The following is a 22,663-nucleotide window of genomic DNA, read 5'->3' as shown; positions in this document are numbered from 1 at the left end:
ATGACACTCACGTGGGGCGAGGATCGTGGGCCCGTTCCACCGATACTGGGACTGTCGGGGGGTGTTTGCGCAGGCCTGTCCATGGTGCTGTGGGAGAAATTCGGTCGAAAGTAAGTACAGATTTCCGCTTACGTGAAACAAGAATGGAGCTAGCTGTCTCTGGAGGGAAATCTCATGAAGTGCAAAGAGTTTTGGGTGGCCTCTCCCGGAACTTGGTGAAAAAGCGGCCCCGCCGAGCCGATCGATCCTGTTGTCAGCTAGGGGAAGATTGGCGGGTCCTCCTTTCCGCTTCTTACCACAAGCGTGATCGTTAGCTGCGCGAGTGCCTGATCCGAACGGCCGGCCCGCACCCCGTGGCGGCCGACCGTTCGGCGTTCCGTTCACGCCGTGGCATATAAAAAAATTCGTCCCGGTAGATGAAAGGAAATCTATACATGAGGCAGCTTTCGTCCACCGCTACGGGAAAGGCGTCAATCGCCTTTGTCCTCGTGGCGGTGACACTGCTCGCAATCGGTTCCGTGTGGGGATTGATCGCGGACGGTGAGAGGCGGTTCGATCTGGCTATGGGCGTCCTCAAGGGCGGCAATCTCCTGGCAGCGATCGGGTTCCTTCTCGCAGTGCAGCACCGTGCCGAAGTGCGACGGCGGGGCAGGTAGCGGCGGGTCGCCCAGGCGGTCGGGGTACCCCGACCGCATCCTCAGCCCACGTCAGTGAGCCACCGGCGCCGCCGTCGCCATGTACGTACGCCGAAGGAACCGCAGCAGCGTCTTCGACTCGAACTGCACCACCGCCACCCCCTCCGTGGAGTGGAACTCCATGACGGCTTGGACGCGGCCGCACGGCCAGACGCGGATGTCGCCGTTGCTGACGGGGGCGCGGAGGCCCTGTTCCAGCAACTCGCGGGCGAAGACCCACTCGTGGGGGCCGGGGAGGGTGACGTGCACCTGGCGGGGGTCGGCGTCGGGGTCGTAGCGGAGGGCGATGGGGACGGCCCGGTGTTCGTCGTCGGCGGTGTCTGCGGAGTCGGTGACGATGTGGGCGCGTGCGTACTGTTCGACAGCGGACATGGGCCGACTCCTTACGCTGCGTAACCTGTGCGGAATCTGTGAATCCGTCACCTATCCAATGTCGCACACTCCGCAGGATCCGCCCCCGGGCCGGGTGTGCGCCCGACCTCCCCGGTGCGCCTGCCCGACCTCCGCCCGGTTATTCATATACGCATCGCTCTTGCAAGACGTTCGCAACAAGGCGCTATCCTCGTACGGTGCATGTGCCTGACGGATTCATCAACGCCCCGGTCTCCGCGGTCACCGGAGTAGTCGCCGCCGGTGCCATCGCCGTGAGCCTCAAGGGGGCCCGCCGCGAGCTGGACGAGAAGACCGCGCCGCTCGCCGGCCTGGTCGCCGCCTTCATCTTCGCCGTACAGATGCTGAACTTCCCGGTCGCGGCCGGGACCAGCGGACATCTGCTGGGAGGTGCGCTGGCGGCGATACTCGTCGGGCCCTACACAGGGGTCCTCTGCGTCTCCGTGGTCCTGCTGATGCAGGGCATCCTCTTCGCGGACGGCGGTCTCACCGCGCTCGGCGTGAACATCACGGACATGGCGATCGTCACGACGGTCGTCGCGTACGCCGTCTTCCGCGGCCTGGTGAAGGTGCTCCCGCGCGGGCGCCGCTCCATCACCGTCGCCGCCTTCGTCTCCGCGCTCCTTTCCGTGCCGGCCGCCGCCGTCGCCTTCACCCTCCTCTACGCGCTCGGCGGCACCACCGACGTCTCGATCGACAAGGTCGCCACCGCCATGGTCGGCGTCCACATCCTCATCGGCCTCGGCGAGGCGGCGATCACCGCGCTCACGGTCGGCGCCGTCATCGCCGTACGACCGGATCTGGTGTACGGAGCGCGGGGCCTCACCCAGCAGCTGAAGCTGCGCGTCAACGGCGAACTCGTCGACGCGCCCACGGCCGCCCCGACCCCCGTCGCCGCCCGCACCTCCCACCGCAAGGTGTGGATCACCGGACTCGTCACCTCCCTCGTCCTCGCCGGGTTCGTCAGCTTCTACGCCTCTGCCAACCCCGACGGCCTGGAGAAGGTCGCCGAGGACCAGGGCATCGCCGAGGCGGCGAAGGAGCATGCCGCCGCCGACTCCCCGCTCGCCGACTACGGCGTCAAGGACGTCTCGGACGCCCGGATCTCCGGCGGCCTCGCGGGCGTGATCGGCGTCGGCGTCACCGTCGTCGCGGGCACCGGCGTCTTCTGGGCGGTCCGCAGGCGCCGTACGGCCGACGCCGCCGAAGTGTCGCCTTCGCAGGTCGCCTGACATGGGCGCCGGCCACGCCCACAAGCTCTACCGGCACGGGCACTCGCCCGTGCACGCCCTGCCGCCGCACACCAAGCTCGCGGCCACCTTCGCCTTCGTGGTCGTGGTCGTCTCCACCCCGCGCGAGGCGATGTGGGCGTTCGGGCTGTACGCCGTACTCCTCGCCGGGGTCGCCCACCAGGCCCGGGTGCCCGCCCCCTTCCTGCTGAAGCGGCTGCTCATCGAGGTGCCGTTCGTCGCCTTCGCGGTACTCATGCCGTTCGTGGCGGAGGGCGAGCGCGTCGACGTCCTGGGCATGTCGCTGAGCGTGAACGGCCTGTGGGGCGCCTGGAACGTCCTCGCCAAGGGAACCCTGGGCGTCGCCGCCTCCGTACTCCTCGCCTCCACCACCGAACTGCGCGAACTGCTGCTGGGACTGCAGCGGTTGAAGCTTCCGCCCCTCCTCGTGCAGATCGCGTCCTTCATGATCCGGTACGGCGATGTCATCACCGATGAGATGCGGCGGATGCGGATCGCGCGGGAGTCGCGCGGGTTCGAGGCGAGCGGGATCAAGCACTGGGGGGTGCTCGCGAAATCCGCGGGCGCGCTGTTCATCCGCTCCTACGAGCGCGGTGAGCGCGTGCATCTCGCCATGGTGAGCCGGGGATACGCCGGTTCCATGCCGGTCATCGACGAGGTGACCGCGTCCCGGGCGCAGTGGTCGTACGCCTTCGCCCTCCCGTTCGCCGCTCTTGTCGTATGTCTGCTGGGATGGATGCTGTGACCCCCTCTCTGGAAGTCTCCGGACTGGCCTTCGCCTACCCCGACGGGCATCAGGCCCTCTTCGGCGTCGACTTCACCGTCGGGCGCGGCGAGCGCGTCGCGCTGCTCGGGCCGAACGGCGCGGGCAAGACCACCCTCGTACTGCACCTCAACGGCATCCTGAGCGGCGGCGCCGGGACCGTGACGGTGGCCGGACTCCCCGTCGGCAAGCGGCACATGGCGGAGATCCGGCGCAAGGTCGGCATCGTCTTCCAGGACCCGGACGACCAGCTGTTCATGCCGAGCGTGCGCGAGGACGTCGCCTTCGGTCCGGCCGCGGCCGGGATGAAGGGCGCCGAGCTGGAGGACCGTGTCCGTACGGCGCTCGCGCAGGTCGGCATGGCGGACTTCGCCGACCGGCCGCCGCACCACCTCTCCTTCGGGCAGCGGCGCCGGGTCGCGGTCGCCACCGTCCTCGCGATGGAGCCGGAGATCCTCGTCCTCGACGAGCCGTCCTCCAACCTCGACCCCGCCTCGCGCCGCGAACTAGCCGACATCCTGCGGTCGTTGGACGTGACCGTCCTCATGGTCACGCACGACCTCCCGTACGCCCTCGAACTCTGCCCCCGCGCCCTCATCCTCAGCGACGGCGTGATCGCGGCCGACGGCAGGACCGGCGAGCTGCTCTCCGACGACGAGCTGATGCGCAGCCACCGGCTGGAGCTGCCCTTCGGGTTCGACCCGCGCTCCGTGACGATGGGCGCGTGAGCGAGGCCATCGCCGAGAAGGCCCGCTGACGCCCTCCGGCGTTGGGTTACCCGCGGTTTCTACCCCCTGGTAACAAGGTGTCGCGTGTCAGTCGGTACCTTGTGCGCGATGCACTTGCACACTTGTGCCGCCCGCCCCGGGGGAGGTCCCGCCATGACCGACGGCAGCGCTGTCGACACCCGCCCGACGAAGATCATGTACGTCGCCGAGGCCACCGCGCACGGCGGCCGGGACGGCTACGTCACCAGCCAGGACGGCCAGCTCGAACTGAAGGTCGCGATGCCGCCGGCGCTCGGCGGGGACGGCAACGGCACGAACCCGGAGCAGCTGTTCGCGGCCGGCTACAGCGCCTGTTTCCACAACGCGCTGGTGATGGTGGGCCGCCGCTCCGGCTTCGACCTCTCCGGCTCCACGGTCGCCGCGAAGGTCGGCATCGGCCCCAACAAGCGGCGCGGATACGGCCTCGCGGTCGCCCTGAGCGTCTCGCTCCCTGTCGTCGACGAGGGCGTCGCGGCCAAGCTCGTGGACGAGGCCCACGACGCCTGCCCGTACTCCAACGCCACCCGCGGCAACATCGAGGTCACGATCCTGCTGGGGTAGGAATCGCCGCCTTTGGGTGCGCGTTGCACACACTGTTGGCAGGCATGCGGCGACAGGGAGTGCGGACGTGGACGTGAACGGCACAGTGGCCGAGGGCTTCGAGCCGGTCAGGGACGCGTTCCTGCGGAACTTCGACGCGCTCGGGGACCGGGGCGCCGCCGTCGCCGTGTACCGCGACGGGCACAAGGTCGTCGACCTGTGGGGCGGCACGCGGGACGTCGACGGCGCCGAGCCCTGGGAGCGGGGCACCGCGCAGATCATGCGCTCGGCGACGAAGGGCGTCGCCGCCGCCGTACTGCTCATGCTGACCGAGCGCGGTCTGCTGGACCTCGACGCCCCGGTCGGCGCGTACTGGCCGGAGTACAAGGCGCGCGGCAAGGAACGGACGCTCGTACGGCATGTCCTCGCGCACCGGGCCGGCGTACCCGTCCTCGACCGCCCGCTGACACCGGCCGAGGCGGCGGATCCCGGTCTCGGGGCCGCGGCGGTGGCCGCGCAGGCGCCGGTGTGGGAGCCGGGGACTGACCACGGGTATCACGCGCAGACGTACAGCTGGCTGACCGGGGAGCTGGTGCGGCGGGTGACCGGGCGCTCGATCGGCGACTGGATCGCCGACGAGATCTCCCGGCCGCTGGGCCTGGACCTGTGGGTCGGGCTGCCGGAGGCGGTGGCAGGGCGCGTGGGGCGGGTCGGGCAGATCGAGGCCCCGTCCGCGGCGGGCGGTCTGCGGACCCGGCCCAAGCGGTCGGTCTCCGAGGCGTACGCGGACCCCTCCTCGCTGACCCGCCGCGCCTTCGCCGCGATCACCCCGCTGCCGGACGAGAACGACGCCGCGTACCGGGCCGCCGTCCTGCCCGCCTCCAACGGGATCGCCACGGCGGAGGGTCTCGCGCGCTTCTACGCCTCGCTGATCGGGGAGGTGGGCGGCGTACGGCTGCTCGCTCCGGCCACCGTCTCGGCGGCCCGTACCGAACACTCCGCCGGGCCCGACCGCGTCCTGGTCGTCGGCACCCGTTTCGGGCTGGGGTACATGCTGCACGGCACGGCTTCCCCGCTACTGTCCCCGGGCTCCTTCGGGCACCCAGGCCGGGGCGGCGCCCTCGGCTTTGCCGACCCCGAGTCGGGGATCGCCTTCGGGTATGTGACGAACGGGTTCCGCAAGAGCGTGACGGCGGATGCGCGGGCGCAGGCGTTGGTGCGGGCGGTTCGGGGGGCTGTGGCGCGCTAGCGACTGGGCCTGGTCCCTTCGATGTACGCCGCCAGGTTGGCCAGCGAGGAGGCGATCCCGGCCTCGTGGACGGCTTGGTCGATGCCGGGTGGCACGTCCGTGGCGGTGACGGTCACCTCGGTCCCGTCACCGGCGGCGGCGAGGTGCCAGGTCATCGTCATGGTGCCCGCGTACGCCGGGTCGTCGGCCTCGAACACCGCCCGCTGCACCACGCGCACCGGTGGCACCAGATCGGCGAAGGCGACATCGACGACATCCGTCGCGTCCGAAGTCTTGCCGGGGCCGCCGGTCGTGTCGAGGTAGGTGAGGACCATCCGGAACCCGCCACCAGGCCGGGGATCCCACCGCTCGACCCGCCCGCGCATGCCGTCCGGCGGCAACCAGGCCTCGATGGACTCGCGGTCGAGGAGGGCGCCGTAGACGGTCGCCGGGGGTGCGGCGATCAGCCGACTGGCGCGGTCGGTTCTGTCCATGGGGCGAGTCTAGGACCGGAACTCCGTCGGGGCGGGGCGGGGCGAGGCCATCGGCGAGGTCGAGGCGGTGTCGGCCGGCCGGGCAGCAGGCCGCGCCCGGTCCGCGGAGCTCGCCCTCGCCGAAGTCGCGCCGTGCTCCTGCTCGTCCTTGCTCCGTGTCGCGCGCAGCCCGCGACGGGCGCCCGGCAATCCGCTCAGCGGCCATGCGCGTCAGTCTTCAACCCCGGCCAACCACTCACCCCGTGTGCAGCATCAGCCCGATCCCCACCACCAGCAGCCCCGCCGCCGCGATCCGGGGCGCTCCGAACCGTTCCTTGAAGAAGATCGCCCCGATGGCCGCGCCGACGATGATCGAGGACTCGCGCAGGGCCGCGATGGGGGCGAGCTCGGCGCGGGTCTGGGCCCACAGGACCAGCCCGTACGCCGCGACGGAGAGCGCCGCGCCGAGCAGGCCGATTCCGGCGAACGGGCGCAGCACGGTGACCAGTTCACCGCGCCAGCGGTACAGCGCGTACACCGGGATCACGAAGCCCTCGATGGCCATCAGCCAGGCGATGTACCCGAGGGAGGAGCCGGAGGCGCGCACGCCCAGGCCGTCCACGACGGTGTACGCGGCGATCGACACCCCCGTCGCCAACGCCGCGCCGATCGCCGCCCAGTTGGGCCGGCGCCCCCGCAGCCCCCACAGCGCGACACCCGTCAGCCCCGCGCAGGACAGCACGACGCCCGCGGCCACCCACCCGTCGGGCACCTCGTGCGCGAAGACCGCCGCGAGTGCTGTGACGATCAGCGGAGCGGTCCCGCGGGCGATCGGGTACGCCTGTCCGAAGTCGCCCAGCCGGAAGGAGCGCATCAGCAGCACGTAGTACACGATGTGGATCACGGCCGACGCGAACAGGTAGGGCCACGCCCCGGACGCCGGGAACGCGACGAACGGCACCATGGCGAGGCCGATCAGCATGCCGCCGCCCGCGATCAGCGTGAAGCCGACCAGCTTGTCGGTGATGCGGTGCGCGATGGCGTTCCAGCACGCGTGGGTGACCGCGGCGAGCAGGACGGCCGCGGTGACCAGCGGGGTCACTGCGCCTGCTCGCGCACGTCCACCAGCGTGCCGCCCGCGTGGGCGATCAGGGTCTTGGGGTCCATCGGGAAGACGGCGTACGGGGTGCCGGCGGCGGCCCACACCGTTTCGTGGTCGAGGAGCGAACGGTCCGCCAGGACGCGGGTCTTGGAGGCGTGGCCGAAGGGCGGTACGCCGCCGATCGCGTACCCCGTCGTCTCCCGCACCAAATCCACCTTCGCGCGCGTCACCTTCTCGGCGCCCAACTCCCGTCGTACGAGCTCCACATCGACTCGGGACGCGCCGTCCATCAGCACCAGTACCGGGACGCCGTCCGCCGCGAAGATCAGTGACTTGCAGATCTGGCTCAGGTCGCAGCCGATCGCGGCGGCTGCCTCCTGTGCGGTGCGGGTCGCTTCCGGGAAGCGCCGGACCAGGGGGAGGAGGTCGTCGAGGCCCTGCTCGCGCAAGGCCTCGGCGAAACGGGGGTGGGCGGCGTTTTCTTCGGGGGCGGTCATGAGAGGCACCGTAGCGGTGGGTGTACGGGGCATGCGACCGAGTTCCGGTGGGTGGGCCGGGGGTGGGGCTGACGTCGGGGTGGGTGCGCAGCCCGGCGCTTGCGGGGTGCCGCTGCGCCCACCCGTGCCGCCCCTAGCGGCACGCATGCCCGCAGCTATGACGGGCTGCACGCATGCCCGCAGTTGGAGCGGGTGGCTAGCTGGCCGCCTTGAGCAGCGCCGCCACGATCGGGCCCGCCGTGTCGCCGCCGTGGCCGCCCTGTTGTACGACGCCCGCTGCCGCCAAGTCGCCCTTGTACGCGGTGAACCAGCCGTTGGGCTTCTCCTGGCCGTCGACCTCGGCGGAGCCGGTCTTCGCGCCGTAGTCGGGGCCGAGGCCGGACATCGCCTCGGCGGCGGTGCCGTACGCGGCGGTGTACTGCATGAGTTCGCGGAGCTGGGAGAGGGTGTCGGCCGACAGGGTGCGGGAAGCCGTGGCCAGCTTGCGGTCGTCCACCGACGGCGCCACCAGGTACGGCTGGTGGAACACACCCGCCGCCACCGTGGAGGCGACCGACGCCATGTTCAGCGGGTTCATGCGGACCCCGCCCTGGCCGATCAGCGAGGCCGCCATCTGCGCGTCGGACTGCACGGGCACCGCGCCGTCGAAGGACGGGACGCCGATGGCCCAGTTGTCCATGCCGAGGCCGAAGACCTGCTGGGCCTGCTTGGTGAGGCTGTTGTTCTCCAGCTCGGGGGCCTGGCTGATGAAGGCGGTGTTGCAGGAGCGCGCGAAGCTCGCCTTGAACGTGCCGTTCTTGATCTCGAAGTCGTCGTCGTTGTGGAACTTCCAGTGGCCGTACGTGAACGTCTTGGGGCACACGTGCTGCTTGTCGGCCGAGGCGAGGCCCTCGTCGATGAGCAGCGAGGAGGTGATGACCTTCATCGTGGAGCCGGGGGCGAGGGAGCCCTGGAAGGCGGTGTTGAAGCCGTGGCTCTGGTTGGCGACCGCGAGGATCTCGCCGGTCGACGGGATCATCAGGACCACCGACGACTTGGCCTTCTTCGCGACTTCCTTCTCGGCGGCGGCCTGGAGGGTCGGACTGAGCGTCGTCTTCACGGTCCCCGGCGTGCCCTTGCTGAGCGTGAGCAGCGTCTTGTCGGGGGTCTTCTCCTCGCCCTTCGCCGCGGCCTTGCGGATCACCTGGAGCTCGACGCCCGCCTTGCCGCCGGCCGTTTTGCCGTACTTCTCGCGCAGTCCGTCCAACACCGTGCCCAGGGACGGGTACTTGGCCGTGGTCAGCTCGCCGCCGTGCTTGTCGAGGGCCTTGATCGGGGGCGTACCGGACTCGCCGGTGACCAGCCGGTCGCCGTCCTGGAGGTCCGGGTGCACGACGGAGGGCTTCCAGCTCACCAGCGGAACACCGTCCTTGGCCCGGCGTACGACCGTCAGCTTCGACTCGTACGAGAGCGGCTTGCTGCTGTCCTTGTAGGTGACGGTGCCCTTGACGGAGAACGGGACGGCGGCCCCCGACCGCGTGCCGCTCGTCAGGGTCACGCCGGTGATGTGGGCGTCCTTGGTGTAGCCGGTCAGCAGGGTCTTCGCGGCGGCCGGGTCGTCCGTGGCGGCGGCCGCCGTCGCGACCGCACCGCTCTGCCAGGCGGTGAGGAACTTGGTGGCCGCGGTGGTCACCTCGACGGCCGACAGCGGGCCGGTCTTCACGGCCTTCTGGTCGGCGGCCGTCGAGGTCCTGTCCTCGGCCGCCGCGTCACCGCCGTACAGGCTGTAGGCGCCGAAGGCCCCGCCGGCGACGACCACGGCGATCACTCCGCCGAGGACGGCGGGCTTCTTCTTGCTGCTCTTGCCCTCGGCGACGCGTCTTCTGTTGCCCACAGCTAACAATCCTCCGCTGGTTCCCCTGGTGCCCCCGTGCCCACACGCTCCTCAACGAGAGGCACCACCCTAGGGTCCCGCCCTGTGAGGAGTGACTTCAGCCACCAGTTCGTAGCACACCTGCGACGATCGGACCGGCCGCGTCGCCTCCGTGGCCGCCTCCCTGGACGAGCGCGGCGGCCGCGATGTCGTTCCGGTAGCCGGTGAACCAGCTGTCGGACACGGCCTTGCCGTCGATCTCGGCGGAGCCGGTCTTGGCGCCGATGCTGCCGCCGAGCCCGGCCATGGCCTTGGCGGCGGTGCCGCTGACCGCGGTGGCGTTCATCATCGAGCGGAGCTGCGAGACCGTGTTCGAGGGCAGCCCCTTGGCGGTGGCCAGCTGGCGGTCGTCGAGCTCGGGCGACACGATGACCGGCTGCCGGAAGGTGCCGGTCATGGCGGTCGCCGTCACCGAGGCCAGGTTCAGCGGGTTCATCTGGACCTGGCCCTGGCCGATCGCGTTCGCCGCGCGGTCCGAGCCGCCGGAGGCCGGAACGCTGCCGTCGAAGGACGCGATGCCGGTCTTCCAGTTGTCCTGGCCCAGACCGAACCGGGTCTGCGCCTCGGTCGTCAGCGACTCGTCGGTGAGCCGGTTCGCGTCGGTGCCGTCGATGAGATTGATGAAGCCGGTGTTGCAGGACCGCATGAAGTCGTTGGCGAGGCTCGCGTTCTCGTTGGGCTCCATGCCCGTGAGGTTCTTGAAGGTCTGGCTCTGCCAGACGGCGGTCGGCGTGCAGGGCGCCGGGCCGTTCATCGTGGCCACGCCGTTGTCTATGAGCATCGCCGCCGTGATGATCTTCATCGTGGAGCCGGGTGCCACCCTGCCGAGGAACGCCGCGTTGAAGGCGTCCTTGCGGTTGTTGGCGACCGCGAGCACCTCACCGGTGCTCGGCTTCACGGCGACCACGGACGACTGGTCGTACTCCTTGACCGCCTTCTCGGCCGCCGCCTGCACACTCGCGCTGAGCGTCGTCTTCAGCTTGCCCGGCTCGCCCTTGGCGAGGGTCAGGAGCGTGGTGTCGCCCGCGTTCTCGTCCTCGTGCCGGATGGCCAGCTCGACCCCGGCCGTGCCACCCGCGGACTCGCCGTACTTGCCGCGCAGTTCGTCCAGGATCGGGCCCAGCGACGGGTACTTCTCGGCGGTCAGGACAACGTTGTTCCGGTCCACGGCCTCGATCGGCGGGTTCGCCGCCTCGCCCGTGACGAACGTGTCGCCCTTCCCCAGCTCGGGATGGATGACGGACGGCTTCCAGTCCACCAGCGCCTTCCCGGTGGTGAGCCCGCGTACGACGGTCAGTTCGGAGTCGTACGAGAGCGGCTTGCTCTTCCCGTCGAACGACACCGTCGCCTTGACCGAGAACGGCACGGACGCCCCCGACGGCGTGCCCGGCGTGATCTGCACCTTGGCGATGCGTCCCGCGTCGCCGAAGCTGGTCAGCACCGGGTCCGCATCCGCGTCGTTGTTCGTCAGCTCCGCCGCCGTCACCGCGTCGCCCTTCTCCCAGGCCGCGAAGAACTTGCCCGACGCCTCCTTGACCTCGTCGGCACTGGGCGGCCCGGTCTTCACCGGCGCGGGCCCGGACGCCCCGCTGGTCCCCCCGTCCCCGCTGATCGCGGTCACCACGTTGTAGGCGCCGTATCCGGCACCCCCCACCATCACCGCGAACACACCGCCGACGATGGCGGCCTTCGCCCCCTTGCGCATCGGTCGTTCCCCTCCCCGTAGACCCCTTCCAGAACTTCTGAACGCGTTCAGAAAGGTGATCTGGGTGCACTCTATGCGGGAGAAGTGACGCGTGGGAGCGGTGTTCCCTGATTGTTAACCCCGGTCGACGGGCCGGACGTCAGACCCAGGTGTCCAGCCACATCCGCGACCGCCAGCTGTCGATCGGAATCGCCTGCCCTGTGTACAGAGGCCAGAAATAAATGAAGTTCCAGGCGATCAGCAGTACCAGGACGCCCGCTGCTGTGGCGCCGATGACTCGGCGGCGTTCGTTGGAGCCCGGTGGGCCGATGATCGCGCCGAGGAGCATGGCTACGGCCAGGCAGAGGAAGGGTACGAAGACGACGGCGTAGAAGAAGAAGATCGTGCGTTCCTGGTACATGAACCAGGGGAGGTAGCCGGCCGCGATGCCGCAGGCGATCGCGCCCGCGCGCCAGTCGCGGCGGAAGGCCCAGCGCCACAGGACGTAGAGGATCGCGAAGCAGGCCACCCACCACAGGAGCGGGGTGCCGAGGGCCAGGACCTCACGGGCGCACTTCTCGCCCGCGTCCGTGGGGCAGCCGTCGGTGCCGGGGGCCGGGGACTCGTAGAAGTAGGAGACCGGGCGGCCCAGGACGAGCCAGCTCCACGGGTTCGACTGGTAGGTGTGCGGGGACGAGAGGCCGACGTGGAACTCGTAGACCTCGTGCTCGTAGTGCCACAGGCTGCGCAGCCAGTCGGGGAGGAAGGTCCAGCTGCCGCCCTTGCCGTCGGTCGCCGCCCAGTTGCGGAAGTAGCCGCCGGTGCCGTCCGCCGGGGAGAGGATCCAGCCGGTCCAGGAGACCAGGTACGTGAGGATCGCGACCGGGACCGTGGCCAGGAACGTGATGCCCGTGTCGTGCTTGAGGGCGGCCGCGTACGGGTGGCGGGCGCCGGCGACGCGGCGTGAGGCGGCGTCCCAGAGGACGGCCATCAGGCAGAACGCGGCGAGGACGTAGAGGGCGTTCCACTTGGTGCCGAGGGCCAGGCCCAGCATGAGGCCGGCTCCCCAGCGCCAGGGGCGCCAGCCGAGGCGGGTGGTCTCGGCGGTGTGCGCGTCGGGGCGTACGAGGCCGTCCTCGTCCGGCGGGAGTGCCGCCGCCAGTTTGGCGCGGGCCTTGTCGCGGTCGACGACCAGGCAGCCGAACGCGGCGAGGATGAAGAACATGAGCACGCCGTCGAGGAGCGAGGTGCGGCTCATCACGAAGTGCAGGCCGTCGACCGCCATCAGCGCGCCCGCCAGGCAGCCCAGGAAGGTCGAACGGAACAGGCGGCGCCCGATGCGGCACAGCAGCAGCACCGACAGTGTGCCGAGCACCGCCGTCATGAAGCGCCAGCCGAAGGGGTTGAACCCGAACATCCACTCGCCGAGCCCGATGACGTACTTGCCGACCGGCGGGTGCACGACGTAGGCGGCGTCGGTCGGGATCCGGATGTCGCCGTTGCCCTGGAGGATCAGGTCGTTGGCGTCCTTGGCCCAGTTGACCTCGTAGCCGCGGTTGATCAGCGCCCAGGCGTCCTTGGCGTAGTACGTCTCGTCGAATATCACCGCCTTGGGACTGCCCAGGTTCCAGAACCGCATCAGCCCGGCGAGCAGCGTCACCAGGAGCGGGCCGCCCCACCCCGACCAGCGCGTGACGCGCTCGGCCAGCTCGTGGCGCAGCCCGAGCGTGGCCCAGATGCGCGGGCTGGGCTCGGCGTACGGCGGCACAAGCCGGTCGCGTACGTCGATGGGCGGCCTCGCCGTGTATCCGAAGCGGCGCAGCCGCTGCTGCCACGACGGCCGCTGGTCTTCGGCGGCCTGGCCCTGCCGGGTGTCCGTGGAGGACGCGGTACTGGTCACCGCGCCATCGTAGGGAACCCTTCTGTGGGAGTCCCGCGCCCGTGCCCTTCCGGCCGGATGAGGTTGTCCCGCCGGGGCCCTGCGAGGATGGGTCCGTGACAGGAATCCTTGTGTTGGCAGGCACCCCCATTGGCGACATCTCGGACGCGCCGCCCCGGCTCGCCCGGGAACTGGCCGGGGCCGATGTCGTCGCCGCCGAGGACACCCGGCGGCTGCGGCGGCTCACCCAGGCGCTCGGCGTGCAGGTCGGCGGGCGCGTGGTGTCGTACTTCGAGGGGAACGAGGCGGCCCGTACGCCCGAGCTGGTCGAGGCGCTGGTGGGCGGGGCGCGGGTGGTGCTCGTGACCGACGCGGGGATGCCGTCCGTGTCGGACCCGGGGTACCGGCTGGTCGCCGCCGCCGTCGAGAAGGACATCAAGGTCACCGCCGTACCCGGCCCGTCCGCCGTGCTGACCGCGCTCGCGATGTCCGGGCTGCCCGTCGACCGCTTCTGCTTCGAGGGCTTCCTGCCGAGGAAGGCCGGTGAGCGGCTGTCCCGGCTGCGCGAAGTCGCCGACGAGCGTCGCACGCTGGTCTACTTCGAGGCACCCCACCGCCTCGACGACACCCTCGCCGCGATGGCCGAGGCCTTCGGCGCCGGGCGCCGCGCCGCCGTCTGCCGCGAACTGACGAAGACGTACGAGGAGGTCAAGCGCGGCCCGCTGGCCGAGCTGGCCGCCTGGGCCGCCGAGGGCGTACGCGGTGAGATCACCGTCGTCGTCGAGGGCGCCCCCGAGAAGGCCGAGCAGTTGGACGCCGCCGAGCTGGTGCGCAGGGTCCAGGTGCGGGAGGAGGCGGGGGAGCGGCGCAAGGAGGCGATCGCCGTGGTGGCGGCCGAGGCGGGGCTTCCGAAGCGGGAGGTCTTCGACGCGGTGGTCGCGGCGAAGAACGCGGCTCGGACCGGCGCCCCGTAGACCCCACGAGAGCCGTCCCGTAGCTGCCGTGACAACGGCCCCGCAGACCCCCATAAGGACGGCGCTAGGACTGCCCCAAAGGCGGGCAAAGGGCTATCGTGAAAGGCAAAGCGCAGGCCCGCCACCAGGAGTCTTGTGGCAAGGAACGGCCAAGACGGCTCCAACAGTCGACAGGTCTCGTGCACTCGCGCCGGGAGAAGCGTCCACTGGATGAAGGGACGCACCGTCCCTCCGCCTCCGCAGGCCGGAGGCGCTTGTCCAGCGGACAAAGGAGCTGGCATGAGTGAGATCGCAGGACAGACCGGTCCCCGCAGCGCCGCGGCCACCGCCGTCGTCAACGAGTCGTATTCGTTCGCCTGCATGCGCTGTGGGCACGGGTGGGAGCAGTCGTACGAGATAGAGCACCACCTCGACGCCGAGGGCAACGAGTTCGTGATGTACGTCGCGGACGGTCATGTCGTGCCGTCGCCGCTGAGCCGGCCGACCTGCCTGAACTGCGACAACCATGTGGTGCGCATCATGCGCGCCGGTCAGGTCTCCTCCGTCCAGGACTCCATCCACCGCATGCAGCGAACCCAGCAGCGGCGCAAGCCCGAGGCGGCGCAGAGCGAGGCGGCGCAGGACGAGGGCTTTGGGGAGCCCCGGCCGGCGCCCGATGAGCCGCACCACTGGCACCTCTCGGATCTGCTGCACCCGTTCGCGCACCGCAAGGCCGGGTGACCCGGCGCGGGACCGGGCTCGGGTGATGCCGGGCATGCCCCTTTCGTAGGATCGGGGCATGCCCTCCTCCGCTGCCGAAGCCCCGCCCCTCCCCGCGCCGCTGCGCGTGCCCGTAGCCGACTCGCACACCCACCTCGACATGCAGTCGGGCACGGTGGACGAGGGCCTCGCCAAGGCCGCCTCCGTCGGGGTGACGACGGTCGTCCAGGTCGGCTGCGACGTGAACGGCTCCCGCTGGGCCGCCGAGACGGCTGCCGCGTACGACGCCGTCCACGCGACGGTCGCGCTGCACCCCAACGAAGCGCCCCGTATCGTCCACGGCGACCCCGACGGATGGTCCCGGCAGGGGGAGCGGGCGCCGGGCGGCGACGGTGCGCTGGACGAGGCGCTCGCCGAGATCGACCGGCTGGCCGCTCTGCCGCAGGTCAAGGGTGTCGGCGAGACCGGGCTCGACCACTTCCGCACCGGCCCCGAGGGCAAGGCCGCGCAGGAACGGTCCTTCCGGGCCCACATCGAGATCGCCAAGCGGCACGGCAAGGCCCTGGTCATCCACGACCGCGACGCCCACACCGACGTACTGCGCATCCTCAAGGAGGAGGGCGCCCCCGAGCGGACCGTCTTCCACTGCTACTCCGGTGACGCCGCGATGGCCGAAGTCTGCGCCCGTGCCGGTTACTTCATGTCCTTCGCCGGCAACATGACCTTCAAGAACGCCCAGCCGCTGCGTGACGCGCTCGCCGTCGCGCCCCTGGAGCTCGTCCTCGTCGAGACCGACGCGCCCTTCCTGACCCCCGCGCCGTACCGCGGACGGCCTAACGCGCCGTATCTCATTCCGGTCACGGTCCGCGCGATGGCCGCGGTGCGAGGCATCGACGAGGATGCGCTGGCGACCTCGATCTCCGCGAACACCGCGCGTGCGTTTGATTACTGACGCATAACGCTTCCGGGGGTTCTTCCCGGTCGCACCTCAGGGCAGTGTCGCGACACAGCGTAGCCGCGTTGCTTTGGAGAGTGACGACCGCTCCGCTAGGTTCTGGTCGCCCACCCGTCTCCCGCCACCACCCTGAACGAGCCCTGCGGGCGCACCTCTTACTCCACCGGACTCCCTGGAGCGTGTCGTCGTGAGCAACTCGCAGTACGAGACGTACGGAACGACTGGAACAGCCGGTACGACGGGAGCGGTCGGCCCGTCGTACGAGGACTACGAGCCGTCTGCCGGCCACGGCTACCCGGACACGTACGAGCCCGCGTACGAGGCGTACGCGGGCTCGTACGCGCCGGAGTCCGACCTTCCCACTGAGCCCCGGCTGCCCCGGCAGGTCGCCGCCGAGGGCGCCGCTCCGCGGCCCGGCGGGCGTGCCGAAGCCCGGCGTGCGGCCCGGCGCAGGCGCACCGGCGAGCTTCCCGACCCGCTGCGGCGGCTGCTCCCGCAGGCGCTGGTCGTAGCGTTCCTGGCCGGCGGCACCTCCGCCTTCGTCGCCAACGACAAGGCGATCGAGCTCAGCGTCGACGGGAAGCCGCGCACGCTGCACACCTTCGCGGACGACGTGACCGAACTGCTCGCCGACGAGGGCGTGGACGTGGGAGCGCACGACGTCGTGGCGCCCGCCCCCGGCTCGGCGCTCGCGAGCGGTGACGAGGTCGCGGTCCACTACGGGCGCCCTGTGCGCCTCACCCTCGACGGGCAGCGGCGCCAGGTGTGGACGACGGCGCACACGGTGGACGGGGCGCTCAGGCAGCTCGGGGTGCGTGCGGAGGGGGCGTACCTGTCGACTTCGCGCTCCCAGCGGATCGGTCGCGCCGGGCTGGCCCTCGACGTCCGCACCGAGCGCACGGTGACGATCATGGCGGACGGGCGGGCGCGGACGATCCGTACGAACGCGGCGAGCGTGCGCGAGGCCCTCGACGAGGCCGGGATCACGCTGCACGGGCAGGACACCACCTCCGTCGCGCCCGGGAGCTTCCCGCGCGACGGGCAGACCGTCACCGTCATGCGGGTCACCGGGACCAAGGAGGTCCGCGAGGAGCCGATTCCGTTCGAGGTGGAGCGGAGTCAGGACTCCTCGCTGTTCCGGGGGACCGAGGTGGTCGAGCGGGCCGGGCAGCCGGGGGCGCGGCGGGTCACGTATCTCCTGCGGACCGTGAACGGGGTCAAGCAGAAGCCTCGGCGGGTGAAGTCCGAGGTGGTGCGGGAGCCTCGGGCGCAGGTGGTGAAGGTCGGGACGAAGCCGCTGCCTACGTCCGTCGGCGGGGCCGATCATCTGAACTGGTCGGGGCTTGCTGCGTGTGAGTCGGGTGGGCGGCCCGGGGCGGTGGATCCCTCCGGTACGTACGGCGGGCTCTATCAGTTCGACACTCGGACGTGGCAGGGGCTCGGTGGTGCGGGGCGGCCGCAGGACGCGCCTGCGGCGGAGCAGACGTTTCGGGCGAAGAAGCTGTATGTGCGGCGGGGGGCGAGTCCTTGGCCGCATTGTGGGGCGCGGTTGCGGGGGTGAGGGGTGGGTTTTTTCGCCCCCTCCGCCCCTTCCCGTCCCGTTCCTGGGGGCTCCGCCCCCAGACCCCCGCTCGCCCGAAGGGCTCGCCCTCAAACGCCGGACGGGCTGAAACCGGGCGTAGCCCGGAAGTGCGGGACGGGTAGGGGCGGAGGGGGCGAAAAACCACCCCGCCCCGCTCCACCCGTACCCTTACTCCGTGACCAGCCCCACCCCCGACGCCCTCCTGGGCCCCGCCGACATCCGCGAACTCGCGGGAGCCCTCGGCGTGCGGCCCACCAAGCAGCGCGGCCAGAACTTCGTGATCGACGCGAACACGGTGCGCCGCATCGTGCGTACCGCCGGTGTACGCCCGGACGATGTGGTCGTCGAGGTGGGCCCAGGGCTCGGCTCGCTGACCCTCGCGCTGCTGGAGGCCGCCGACGCGGTCGTCGCCGTGGAGATCGACGACGTACTCGCCGGAGCGCTCCCCGCGACCATCGCCGCGCGCATGCCGACCCGTGCCGGGCGCTTCTCGCTCGTGCACTCCGACGCGATGCAGGTACGGGAGCTGCCCGGCGCCGCGCCCACGGCGCTGGTCGCGAACCTGCCGTACAACGTCGCCGTTCCCGTGCTGCTGCACATGCTCGAAACCTTCCCCACCATCGAGCGCACGCTCGTGATGGTGCAGGCCGAGGTGGCGGACCGGCTCGCGGCCCCGCCCGGCTCGAAGGTGTACGGCGTCCCGTCGGTGAAGGCCAACTGGTACGCGGACGTGAAGCGGGCCGGTTCCATCGGGCGCAACGTCTTCTGGCCGGCGCCCAACGTCGACAGCGGGCTCGTGGCGCTCACCAGGCGGACCGAGCCGATCAAGACCACGGCGTCCAGGCGCGAGGTGTTCGCGGTGGTGGACGCGGCGTTCGCGCAGCGGCGCAAGACGCTCAGGGCCGCCCTCGCAGGGTGGGCCGGGTCCGCCGCGGCCGCCGAGACCGCGCTCGTCGCCGCCGGGGTCTCGCCGCAGGCACGCGGCGAGTCCCTCACCGTCGAAGAGTTCGCCCGCATCGCCGAGAACCGTGTCGTCGAGAACGAGGAGTCCACGGCCAAGTGACCGAGACCGTGACCGTACGCGTCCCCGCCAAGGTCAACGTCCAGCTCGCGGTGGGCGGCGCCCGCCCCGACGGCTTCCACGACCTGGCCAACGTCTTTCTCGCGGTCGGCCTGTACGACGAGGTCACGGTGACGGCGGCGGACCGGCTGAGCGTCACCTGCTCGGGCCCGGACGCCGACCAGGTCCCCCTCGACGCGACGAACCTGGCGGCCAGGGCGGCCATCGAGCTCGGCCGAAGGTACGGCGTGGACCCCCACGTGCACATCCACATCGCCAAGGACATCCCCGTCGCGGGCGGCATGGCGGGCGGCAGCGCCGACGGAGCCGGCGCGCTGCTCGCCTGCGACACCCTGTGGGGTACGAACGCCTCGCGCGAGGAACTCCTCGACATCTGCGCCGAGTTGGGCAGCGACGTGCCGTTCAGCCTGGTGGGCGGGGCGGCGCTGGGCCTCGGTCGGGGCGAGCGGCTGCGGGCGCTCGATGTCGGCGGGACCTTCCACTGGGTGTTCGCGATGGCCGGACGCGGGCTGTCCACCCCGGCGGTGTTCCGGGAGTTCGACCGGATGAACGAGGGGGTACGGATCCCCGAGCCCGTCGCCTCGCAGGAGTTGCTCGACGCTCTCGCGAAGGGGGACGCCGCCGCGCTCGCCGCAGCGGTCTCCAACGACCTTCAGCCCGCCGCGCTTTCGCTCTTCCCGGAGCTCGCCGAAACCCTGGCCGCCGGCCGCGCCGCCGGTGCCCTCGTCGCACTCGTCTCGGGTTCGGGCCCGACCACGGCGTTCCTCGCCCGGGATCCGGAGTCGGCGGCCAAGGTGGCCGAGGCGCTTTCGGCCACCGGCACCTGCCGGACGGTGCGCACGGCGTCGGGAGCGGTGCCGGGCGCCACGGTGCTCGGTCACTGACCTGACCTGCATCTGACCTGCATAAATATGCAGAGCCTCGTGTAACCTACGTCACCGTAGTTTTATTCTCATCTATCGCCCCCCATGGTCCCTTTCGCGCCATCTGCCCCTCAGCGGAGGCTGGCATGATCAGGCGTCCCCGGTCTCCTGTTACCGGCGGTACTTCCGTGTGCGCGGCCATGCCCGCTCGCCGGACGAGAGGGGTTTCCCCATGGGACACATGGACCACTTCAGCGCCGGATGGGTCACTCCGGTTCTGTCCTACGCCATGGCCTGCGTCGGTTCGGCGCTCGGACTGCGCTGCACGGTCAGGGCACTTGAGGCCGACGGCGCCTCGAAACGCAACTGGCTGCTGATGGCCTCCATCGCCATCGGCTCCGGCATCTGGACCATGCACTTCATCGCGATGATGGGCTTCTCCGTCGACGGGACACCGATCCGGTACGACGTCCCGCTCACCGTGCTCAGCCTGCTGATGGCGGTCGCGGTCGTCGGCGCGGGCGTCTTCACCGCCGGGTACGGGCGCTCCCGCGTACGGGCCGTGACGCTCGGCGGGATCGGCACCGGGCTCGGCGTCGCCGCCATGCACTACACCGGCATGGCCGCGCTCAACCTGAACGCCACGGTCGAGTACGACCCCACGCTCGTCATCGCCTCCGTCATCATCGCCGTCGTCGCCGCGAGCGCCGCGCTGACGCTCACCCTCATCGTGCGCGGGCCCGTCCTCGCGACCCTCGCAGCGCTCGTCATGGGTCTCGCGGTCGTGAGCATGCACTACACCGGGATGTGGGCCGTGAGTATCAGCCTCGCGCCCAGCAGCGCGACGCTTTCCGGGGCCACGGCAACCGAGTTCATCTTCCCGCTCGCCGTGGTGCTCGGTTCGTTCCTCTTCCTGACCTCCGCGTACGTCGCACTGTCCCCGACCGGCAAGCGACACGAGTCGGCCGCCGCCGCCGAACTGCTCCGCCAGGTCGAGCTGTCCACCGCCTGATCTGTCCGCCGCTTCAGCTGTCCCTCACTTCAGCTGTCCCTCACTTGAGCTCTTCAAGGTCTGGGCGCCCGCACCGCCCGTACGTGCCTGAACTCCCCCCTTCCGTACGTCGCTTGAACTCCCCCTGAACGAGGTCCCCCCATGCGTGTTCTCCGCACGCCCGACCGGCTGCGTCCCAGATCCGTTCGCGCGAAGATCGTCGCCCTGCTCATGCTGCCCATCGTGTCCCTGATGGCACTGTGGGGCTTCGCCGCCGTGACCACGGCGTCCAGCATCGGCGACCTGGAACGGGCCAAGGACGTCAACTCCGAACTCCTCACCCCCGTCGGCGACTTCGTCACCACCCTGCAGGGCGAGCGGACCGCCACCCTGCGCTACGTGGCCGCACCGGGCGCAGGCAGCCTCGCCGCCCTGGAGACCGCGCGGGCCGCCACCGACAAGGCCGCCACCGCGCTGCTCACCGGTGTCGACGCGAGCGGCTCCGACGCCGAGTTGCTCAACGCGGCGCTGCCCGGCCGACTCGACCGCCTCGAATCCGACGCGGGCGGGCTGTCGGCCCTGCGCACCGAGGTCGGCGTGGAGGGGGCGAAGCCCTCCGCCGCGTTCACGAAGTACTCCGCGATCGTCGAGCACGGCTTCTCCGTCACCGGCGCGCTCACCGGCGACGAGACCACCGACGCGACCTCCGAGGCCCGCGTCGTCCTCGAACTCTCCCGCAGCCGCGAGGCCCTCGCCCAGGAACAGGCGCTGCTCGCCGCCGGGAGCGGGGCCGGGTCGCTGACGACCGACCAGTACGCGCTGTTCGCCGGGGCCGTCGCCACGCAGCGCTCGCTGCTGAAGCCCGCGGTCGCCGACCTGAAGGCCGCGCACCGGGCGGCGTACAACACCGTTCTGACGGGCGGCAGTTACGGGAAGCTGCAGGCCGTCGAGAACCGGGTGCGCAGCGCCGGGCCCGGGGCCTCCGCTGTGTCGGGCGGTCTTCTGGCGGGCTGGGACGACTCCGTCTCCGCCGTGCTGAAGGGGCTGGCCAAGGCCGAGGCGGGGGCCGGTACCGCCGCCGCCGCGAAGGCGAACCCGTTCGGCTGGGCCACGCTCGGCGCGTCCGGCGTCGCGATGCTCCTGGGGCTGATCGGCGTACTGCTGTCGCTGCTCGTCTCCGTGCTCGTCGGACGCGGGCTCATCGTCGAACTGCTCGACCTGCGGAACTCCGCGCTGGAGGTCGCGGGTCGTCGGCTGCCGCAGGCCATGCGCCGGCTGCACGCCGGGCAGGGCGTCGACATCGACGCCGAGGCGCCCATGCGGCGACTCGTGGGTGACGAACTGGCCCAGGTGGGCACCGCGTTGACCGCCGTGCAGCGCGCCGCGCTCAAGGCCGCGTCCGAGCGGGCCGAGCTGCTGAGCGGGATCTCCGGGGTGTACGTCAGCCTCGCCCGGCGCAGCCAGGTGCTGCTGCACCGGCAGCTGGATCTGCTGTCCGCCATGGAGCAACGGCAGCGGGACGCGATGGAGTTGCAGGACCTGTACCGGGTCGACTACCTCGCCACCCGGATGCGGCGGCACTCCGAGAGTCTGCTCATCCTCTCCGGGATCGCGCCGGGGCGTGGGTGGCGTACGCCGATCGCGCTGTCCGACGTACTGCGTGCCGCCGTCGCCGAGATCGAGGACGCCACGCGCGTCCAGATCTGGGCCGTACCCCGTGTCTCGGTCGCCGGCGGCTCGGTCGCCGACGTGATCCACCTTCTCGCCGAGCTCGTCGAGAACGCCGCCGCCTTCTCGCCGCCCAGCACCAAGGTGCAGCTGAAGGCCGCCCGGCTGCGGGACGGTGTGCTCGTCGAGGTCGAGGACAGCGGCTTCGGCATGAACGAGGAGGCGATGGCCGAGGCGAACCGGAAGATCCAGGCCCAGCGGGTCGACCTTCTCGACGCCAAGCAGATCGGGCTGTTCGTGGTGAACCGGCTGGCCGAGCGGCAGGGTCTGCGGGTCGAACTCCGGCAGACGCCGAACGGGGGTGTCACCGGGGCCGTCTTCATCCCGGAGAGCCTGATGCGGGACGACATGCCTGTGCACGACCGGTCGATCGCCGAGGGTGGTGGGCAGGGGCGGTCGCTGGCTCCGGCGTCGGCGCTGATCCCGCGACAGCGGCTTTCTGGCGGGGGCGCCTGAGGAACGGCGGTTTTTCGCCCCCTCCGCCCCTACCCGTCCCGTTCCTGGGGGCTCCGCCCCCAGACCCCCGTATCGCGCTGACGCGCTCGTCCTCAAACGCCGGACGGGCTGAAAAATTCAGCCCCTCCGGCGTTTGAGGAGCGGGGGTCCAGGG

At 71.0% G+C, this 22,663-nt stretch carries 20 protein-coding genes; 13 read left to right on the top strand and 7 right to left on the bottom strand.

The window, feature by feature from the left end; genetic code table 11:
* Positions 1 to 707 precede the first annotated feature (707 nt).
* Positions 708 to 1,067, bottom strand: a complete 360-nt coding sequence (locus OG219_RS20400) for an SsgA family sporulation/cell division regulator (protein WP_266828473.1) — start codon at positions 1,065 to 1,067, stop codon at positions 708 to 710.
* A gap of 197 nt (positions 1,068 to 1,264) precedes the next feature.
* Between OG219_RS20400 and OG219_RS20395 the strand changes: the two genes are divergently transcribed.
* The 5 genes from OG219_RS20395 to OG219_RS20375 all read left to right on the top strand — a co-directional run bounded on the left by OG219_RS20395 (position 1,265) and on the right by OG219_RS20375 (position 5,654).
* On the top strand, positions 1,265 to 2,317 hold the full coding sequence (locus tag OG219_RS20395) for an energy-coupling factor ABC transporter permease (RefSeq protein WP_266828471.1): 1,053 nt from the start codon (positions 1,265 to 1,267) through the stop codon (positions 2,315 to 2,317).
* A gap of 1 nt (position 2,318) precedes the next feature.
* Positions 2,319 to 3,080 carry a cobalt ECF transporter T component CbiQ gene (gene cbiQ / locus OG219_RS20390; RefSeq protein WP_266828469.1) on the top strand — a complete coding sequence of 254 codons (762 nt, stop codon included), beginning with the start codon at positions 2,319 to 2,321 and terminating at the stop codon, positions 3,078 to 3,080.
* Positions 3,068 to 3,826 carry an energy-coupling factor ABC transporter ATP-binding protein gene (locus OG219_RS20385; protein ID WP_266828467.1) on the top strand — a complete coding sequence of 253 codons (759 nt, stop codon included), beginning with the start codon at positions 3,068 to 3,070 and terminating at the stop codon, positions 3,824 to 3,826. Before cbiQ ends, OG219_RS20385 begins: the two co-directional genes overlap by 13 nt.
* 153 nt (positions 3,827 to 3,979) lie before the next feature.
* On the top strand, positions 3,980 to 4,426 hold the full coding sequence (locus OG219_RS20380; protein WP_266828465.1) for an organic hydroperoxide resistance protein: 447 nt from the start codon (positions 3,980 to 3,982) through the stop codon (positions 4,424 to 4,426).
* 67 nt (positions 4,427 to 4,493) lie between these two features.
* Complete coding sequence (locus OG219_RS20375) at positions 4,494 to 5,654, top strand: serine hydrolase domain-containing protein (protein ID WP_266828463.1); 1,161 nt, start codon at positions 4,494 to 4,496, stop codon at positions 5,652 to 5,654.
* Here the strand turns inward: OG219_RS20375 and OG219_RS20370 are convergent.
* The 6 genes from OG219_RS20370 to OG219_RS20345 all read right to left on the bottom strand — a co-directional run bounded on the left by OG219_RS20370 (position 5,651) and on the right by OG219_RS20345 (position 13,201).
* Positions 5,651 to 6,127 (bottom strand): SRPBCC family protein, encoded by a 477-nt coding sequence (locus tag OG219_RS20370; protein WP_266828461.1) that lies wholly within the window; start codon positions 6,125 to 6,127, stop codon positions 5,651 to 5,653. The two genes, OG219_RS20375 and OG219_RS20370, sit on opposite strands and share 4 nt — an antisense overlap.
* A gap of 235 nt (positions 6,128 to 6,362) precedes the next feature.
* Positions 6,363 to 7,208, bottom strand: coding sequence for a DMT family transporter (locus OG219_RS20365; RefSeq protein ID WP_266828459.1), 846 nt, complete (start codon positions 7,206 to 7,208; stop codon positions 6,363 to 6,365).
* Complete coding sequence (locus tag OG219_RS20360) at positions 7,205 to 7,705, bottom strand: YbaK/EbsC family protein (protein WP_266828457.1); 501 nt, start codon at positions 7,703 to 7,705, stop codon at positions 7,205 to 7,207. Before OG219_RS20360 ends, OG219_RS20365 begins: the two co-directional genes overlap by 4 nt.
* A 196-nt stretch (positions 7,706 to 7,901) precedes the next feature.
* A complete protein-coding gene (locus tag OG219_RS20355) occupies positions 7,902 to 9,578 on the bottom strand; it encodes a penicillin-binding transpeptidase domain-containing protein (RefSeq protein WP_266828455.1) in 1,677 nt (558 codons plus the stop codon).
* Between the two features lie 97 nt (positions 9,579 to 9,675).
* Positions 9,676 to 11,322 (bottom strand): penicillin-binding transpeptidase domain-containing protein, encoded by a 1,647-nt coding sequence (locus OG219_RS20350; RefSeq protein WP_266828453.1) that lies wholly within the window; start codon positions 11,320 to 11,322, stop codon positions 9,676 to 9,678.
* 139 nt (positions 11,323 to 11,461) lie between these two features.
* Positions 11,462 to 13,201 (bottom strand): dolichyl-phosphate-mannose--protein mannosyltransferase, encoded by a 1,740-nt coding sequence (locus tag OG219_RS20345; protein WP_266828451.1) that lies wholly within the window; start codon positions 13,199 to 13,201, stop codon positions 11,462 to 11,464.
* 95 nt (positions 13,202 to 13,296) lie between these two features.
* Between OG219_RS20345 and rsmI the strand changes: the two genes are divergently transcribed.
* The 8 genes from rsmI (at position 13,297) to OG219_RS20305 (ending at position 22,509) form a co-directional block, all read left to right on the top strand.
* The gene (rsmI, locus tag OG219_RS20340; protein ID WP_266828449.1) at positions 13,297 to 14,154 is read left to right on the top strand and encodes a 16S rRNA (cytidine(1402)-2'-O)-methyltransferase; all 858 of its coding nucleotides are present in this window, start codon (positions 13,297 to 13,299) and stop codon (positions 14,152 to 14,154) included.
* A gap of 279 nt (positions 14,155 to 14,433) precedes the next feature.
* The gene (locus OG219_RS20335) at positions 14,434 to 14,874 is read left to right on the top strand and encodes a hypothetical protein (protein ID WP_266828447.1); all 441 of its coding nucleotides are present in this window, start codon (positions 14,434 to 14,436) and stop codon (positions 14,872 to 14,874) included.
* 58 nt (positions 14,875 to 14,932) lie between these two features.
* A complete protein-coding gene (locus OG219_RS20330) occupies positions 14,933 to 15,805 on the top strand; it encodes a TatD family hydrolase (RefSeq protein ID WP_266828445.1) in 873 nt (290 codons plus the stop codon).
* A 190-nt stretch (positions 15,806 to 15,995) separates the two neighbouring features.
* On the top strand, positions 15,996 to 17,369 hold the full coding sequence (locus tag OG219_RS20325) for a resuscitation-promoting factor (RefSeq protein ID WP_266828443.1): 1,374 nt from the start codon (positions 15,996 to 15,998) through the stop codon (positions 17,367 to 17,369).
* Positions 17,370 to 17,565: 196 nt separating this feature from the next.
* Positions 17,566 to 18,453, top strand: a complete 888-nt coding sequence (gene rsmA / locus OG219_RS20320; RefSeq protein WP_266828441.1) for a 16S rRNA (adenine(1518)-N(6)/adenine(1519)-N(6))-dimethyltransferase RsmA — start codon at positions 17,566 to 17,568, stop codon at positions 18,451 to 18,453.
* Positions 18,450 to 19,355 carry a 4-(cytidine 5'-diphospho)-2-C-methyl-D-erythritol kinase gene (locus OG219_RS20315; RefSeq protein ID WP_266828439.1) on the top strand — a complete coding sequence of 302 codons (906 nt, stop codon included), beginning with the start codon at positions 18,450 to 18,452 and terminating at the stop codon, positions 19,353 to 19,355. The genes rsmA and OG219_RS20315 overlap by 4 nt, the downstream gene beginning before the upstream one ends.
* Positions 19,356 to 19,566: 211 nt before the next feature.
* The gene (locus OG219_RS20310) at positions 19,567 to 20,346 is read left to right on the top strand and encodes an MHYT domain-containing protein (protein ID WP_266828437.1); all 780 of its coding nucleotides are present in this window, start codon (positions 19,567 to 19,569) and stop codon (positions 20,344 to 20,346) included.
* Between the two features lie 141 nt (positions 20,347 to 20,487).
* Entirely contained in the window at positions 20,488 to 22,509 is a 2,022-nt protein-coding gene (locus OG219_RS20305; protein ID WP_266828435.1) for a nitrate- and nitrite sensing domain-containing protein, read from the top strand.
* Positions 22,510 to 22,663: the final 154 nt, after the last annotated feature.

The sequence above is a fragment of the Streptomyces sp. NBC_00038 genome (assembly GCF_026343635.1).
Classification (GTDB): domain Bacteria; phylum Actinomycetota; class Actinomycetes; order Streptomycetales; family Streptomycetaceae; genus Streptomyces.
The sequence above is the reverse complement of the archived record's forward strand: the minus strand, read 5'-3'. Positions and strand labels throughout refer to the sequence as shown.

What these genes read in the sequence shown, in the direction of transcription:
- OG219_RS20385 (WP_266828467.1), top strand. Translation starts at nt 3,068, where the DNA reads ATGGATGCTGTGACCCCCTCTCTGGAAGTCTCCGGACTGGCCTTCGCC.
- OG219_RS20380 (WP_266828465.1), top strand. Translation starts at nt 3,980, where the DNA reads ATGACCGACGGCAGCGCTGTCGACACCCGCCCGACGAAGATCATGTAC.
- OG219_RS20370 (WP_266828461.1), bottom strand. Translation starts at nt 6,127, where the DNA reads ATGGACAGAACCGACCGCGCCAGTCGGCTGATCGCCGCACCCCCGGCG.
- cbiQ (WP_266828469.1), top strand. Translation starts at nt 2,319, where the DNA reads ATGGGCGCCGGCCACGCCCACAAGCTCTACCGGCACGGGCACTCGCCC.
- OG219_RS20335 (WP_266828447.1), top strand. Translation starts at nt 14,434, where the DNA reads ATGAGTGAGATCGCAGGACAGACCGGTCCCCGCAGCGCCGCGGCCACC.
- OG219_RS20350 (WP_266828453.1), bottom strand. Translation starts at nt 11,322, where the DNA reads ATGCGCAAGGGGGCGAAGGCCGCCATCGTCGGCGGTGTGTTCGCGGTG.
- OG219_RS20310 (WP_266828437.1), top strand. Translation starts at nt 19,567, where the DNA reads ATGGGACACATGGACCACTTCAGCGCCGGATGGGTCACTCCGGTTCTG.
- OG219_RS20305 (WP_266828435.1), top strand. Translation starts at nt 20,488, where the DNA reads ATGCGTGTTCTCCGCACGCCCGACCGGCTGCGTCCCAGATCCGTTCGC.
- OG219_RS20400 (WP_266828473.1), bottom strand. Translation starts at nt 1,067, where the DNA reads ATGTCCGCTGTCGAACAGTACGCACGCGCCCACATCGTCACCGACTCC.
- OG219_RS20330 (WP_266828445.1), top strand. Translation starts at nt 14,933, where the DNA reads ATGCCCTCCTCCGCTGCCGAAGCCCCGCCCCTCCCCGCGCCGCTGCGC.
- OG219_RS20360 (WP_266828457.1), bottom strand. Translation starts at nt 7,705, where the DNA reads ATGACCGCCCCCGAAGAAAACGCCGCCCACCCCCGTTTCGCCGAGGCC.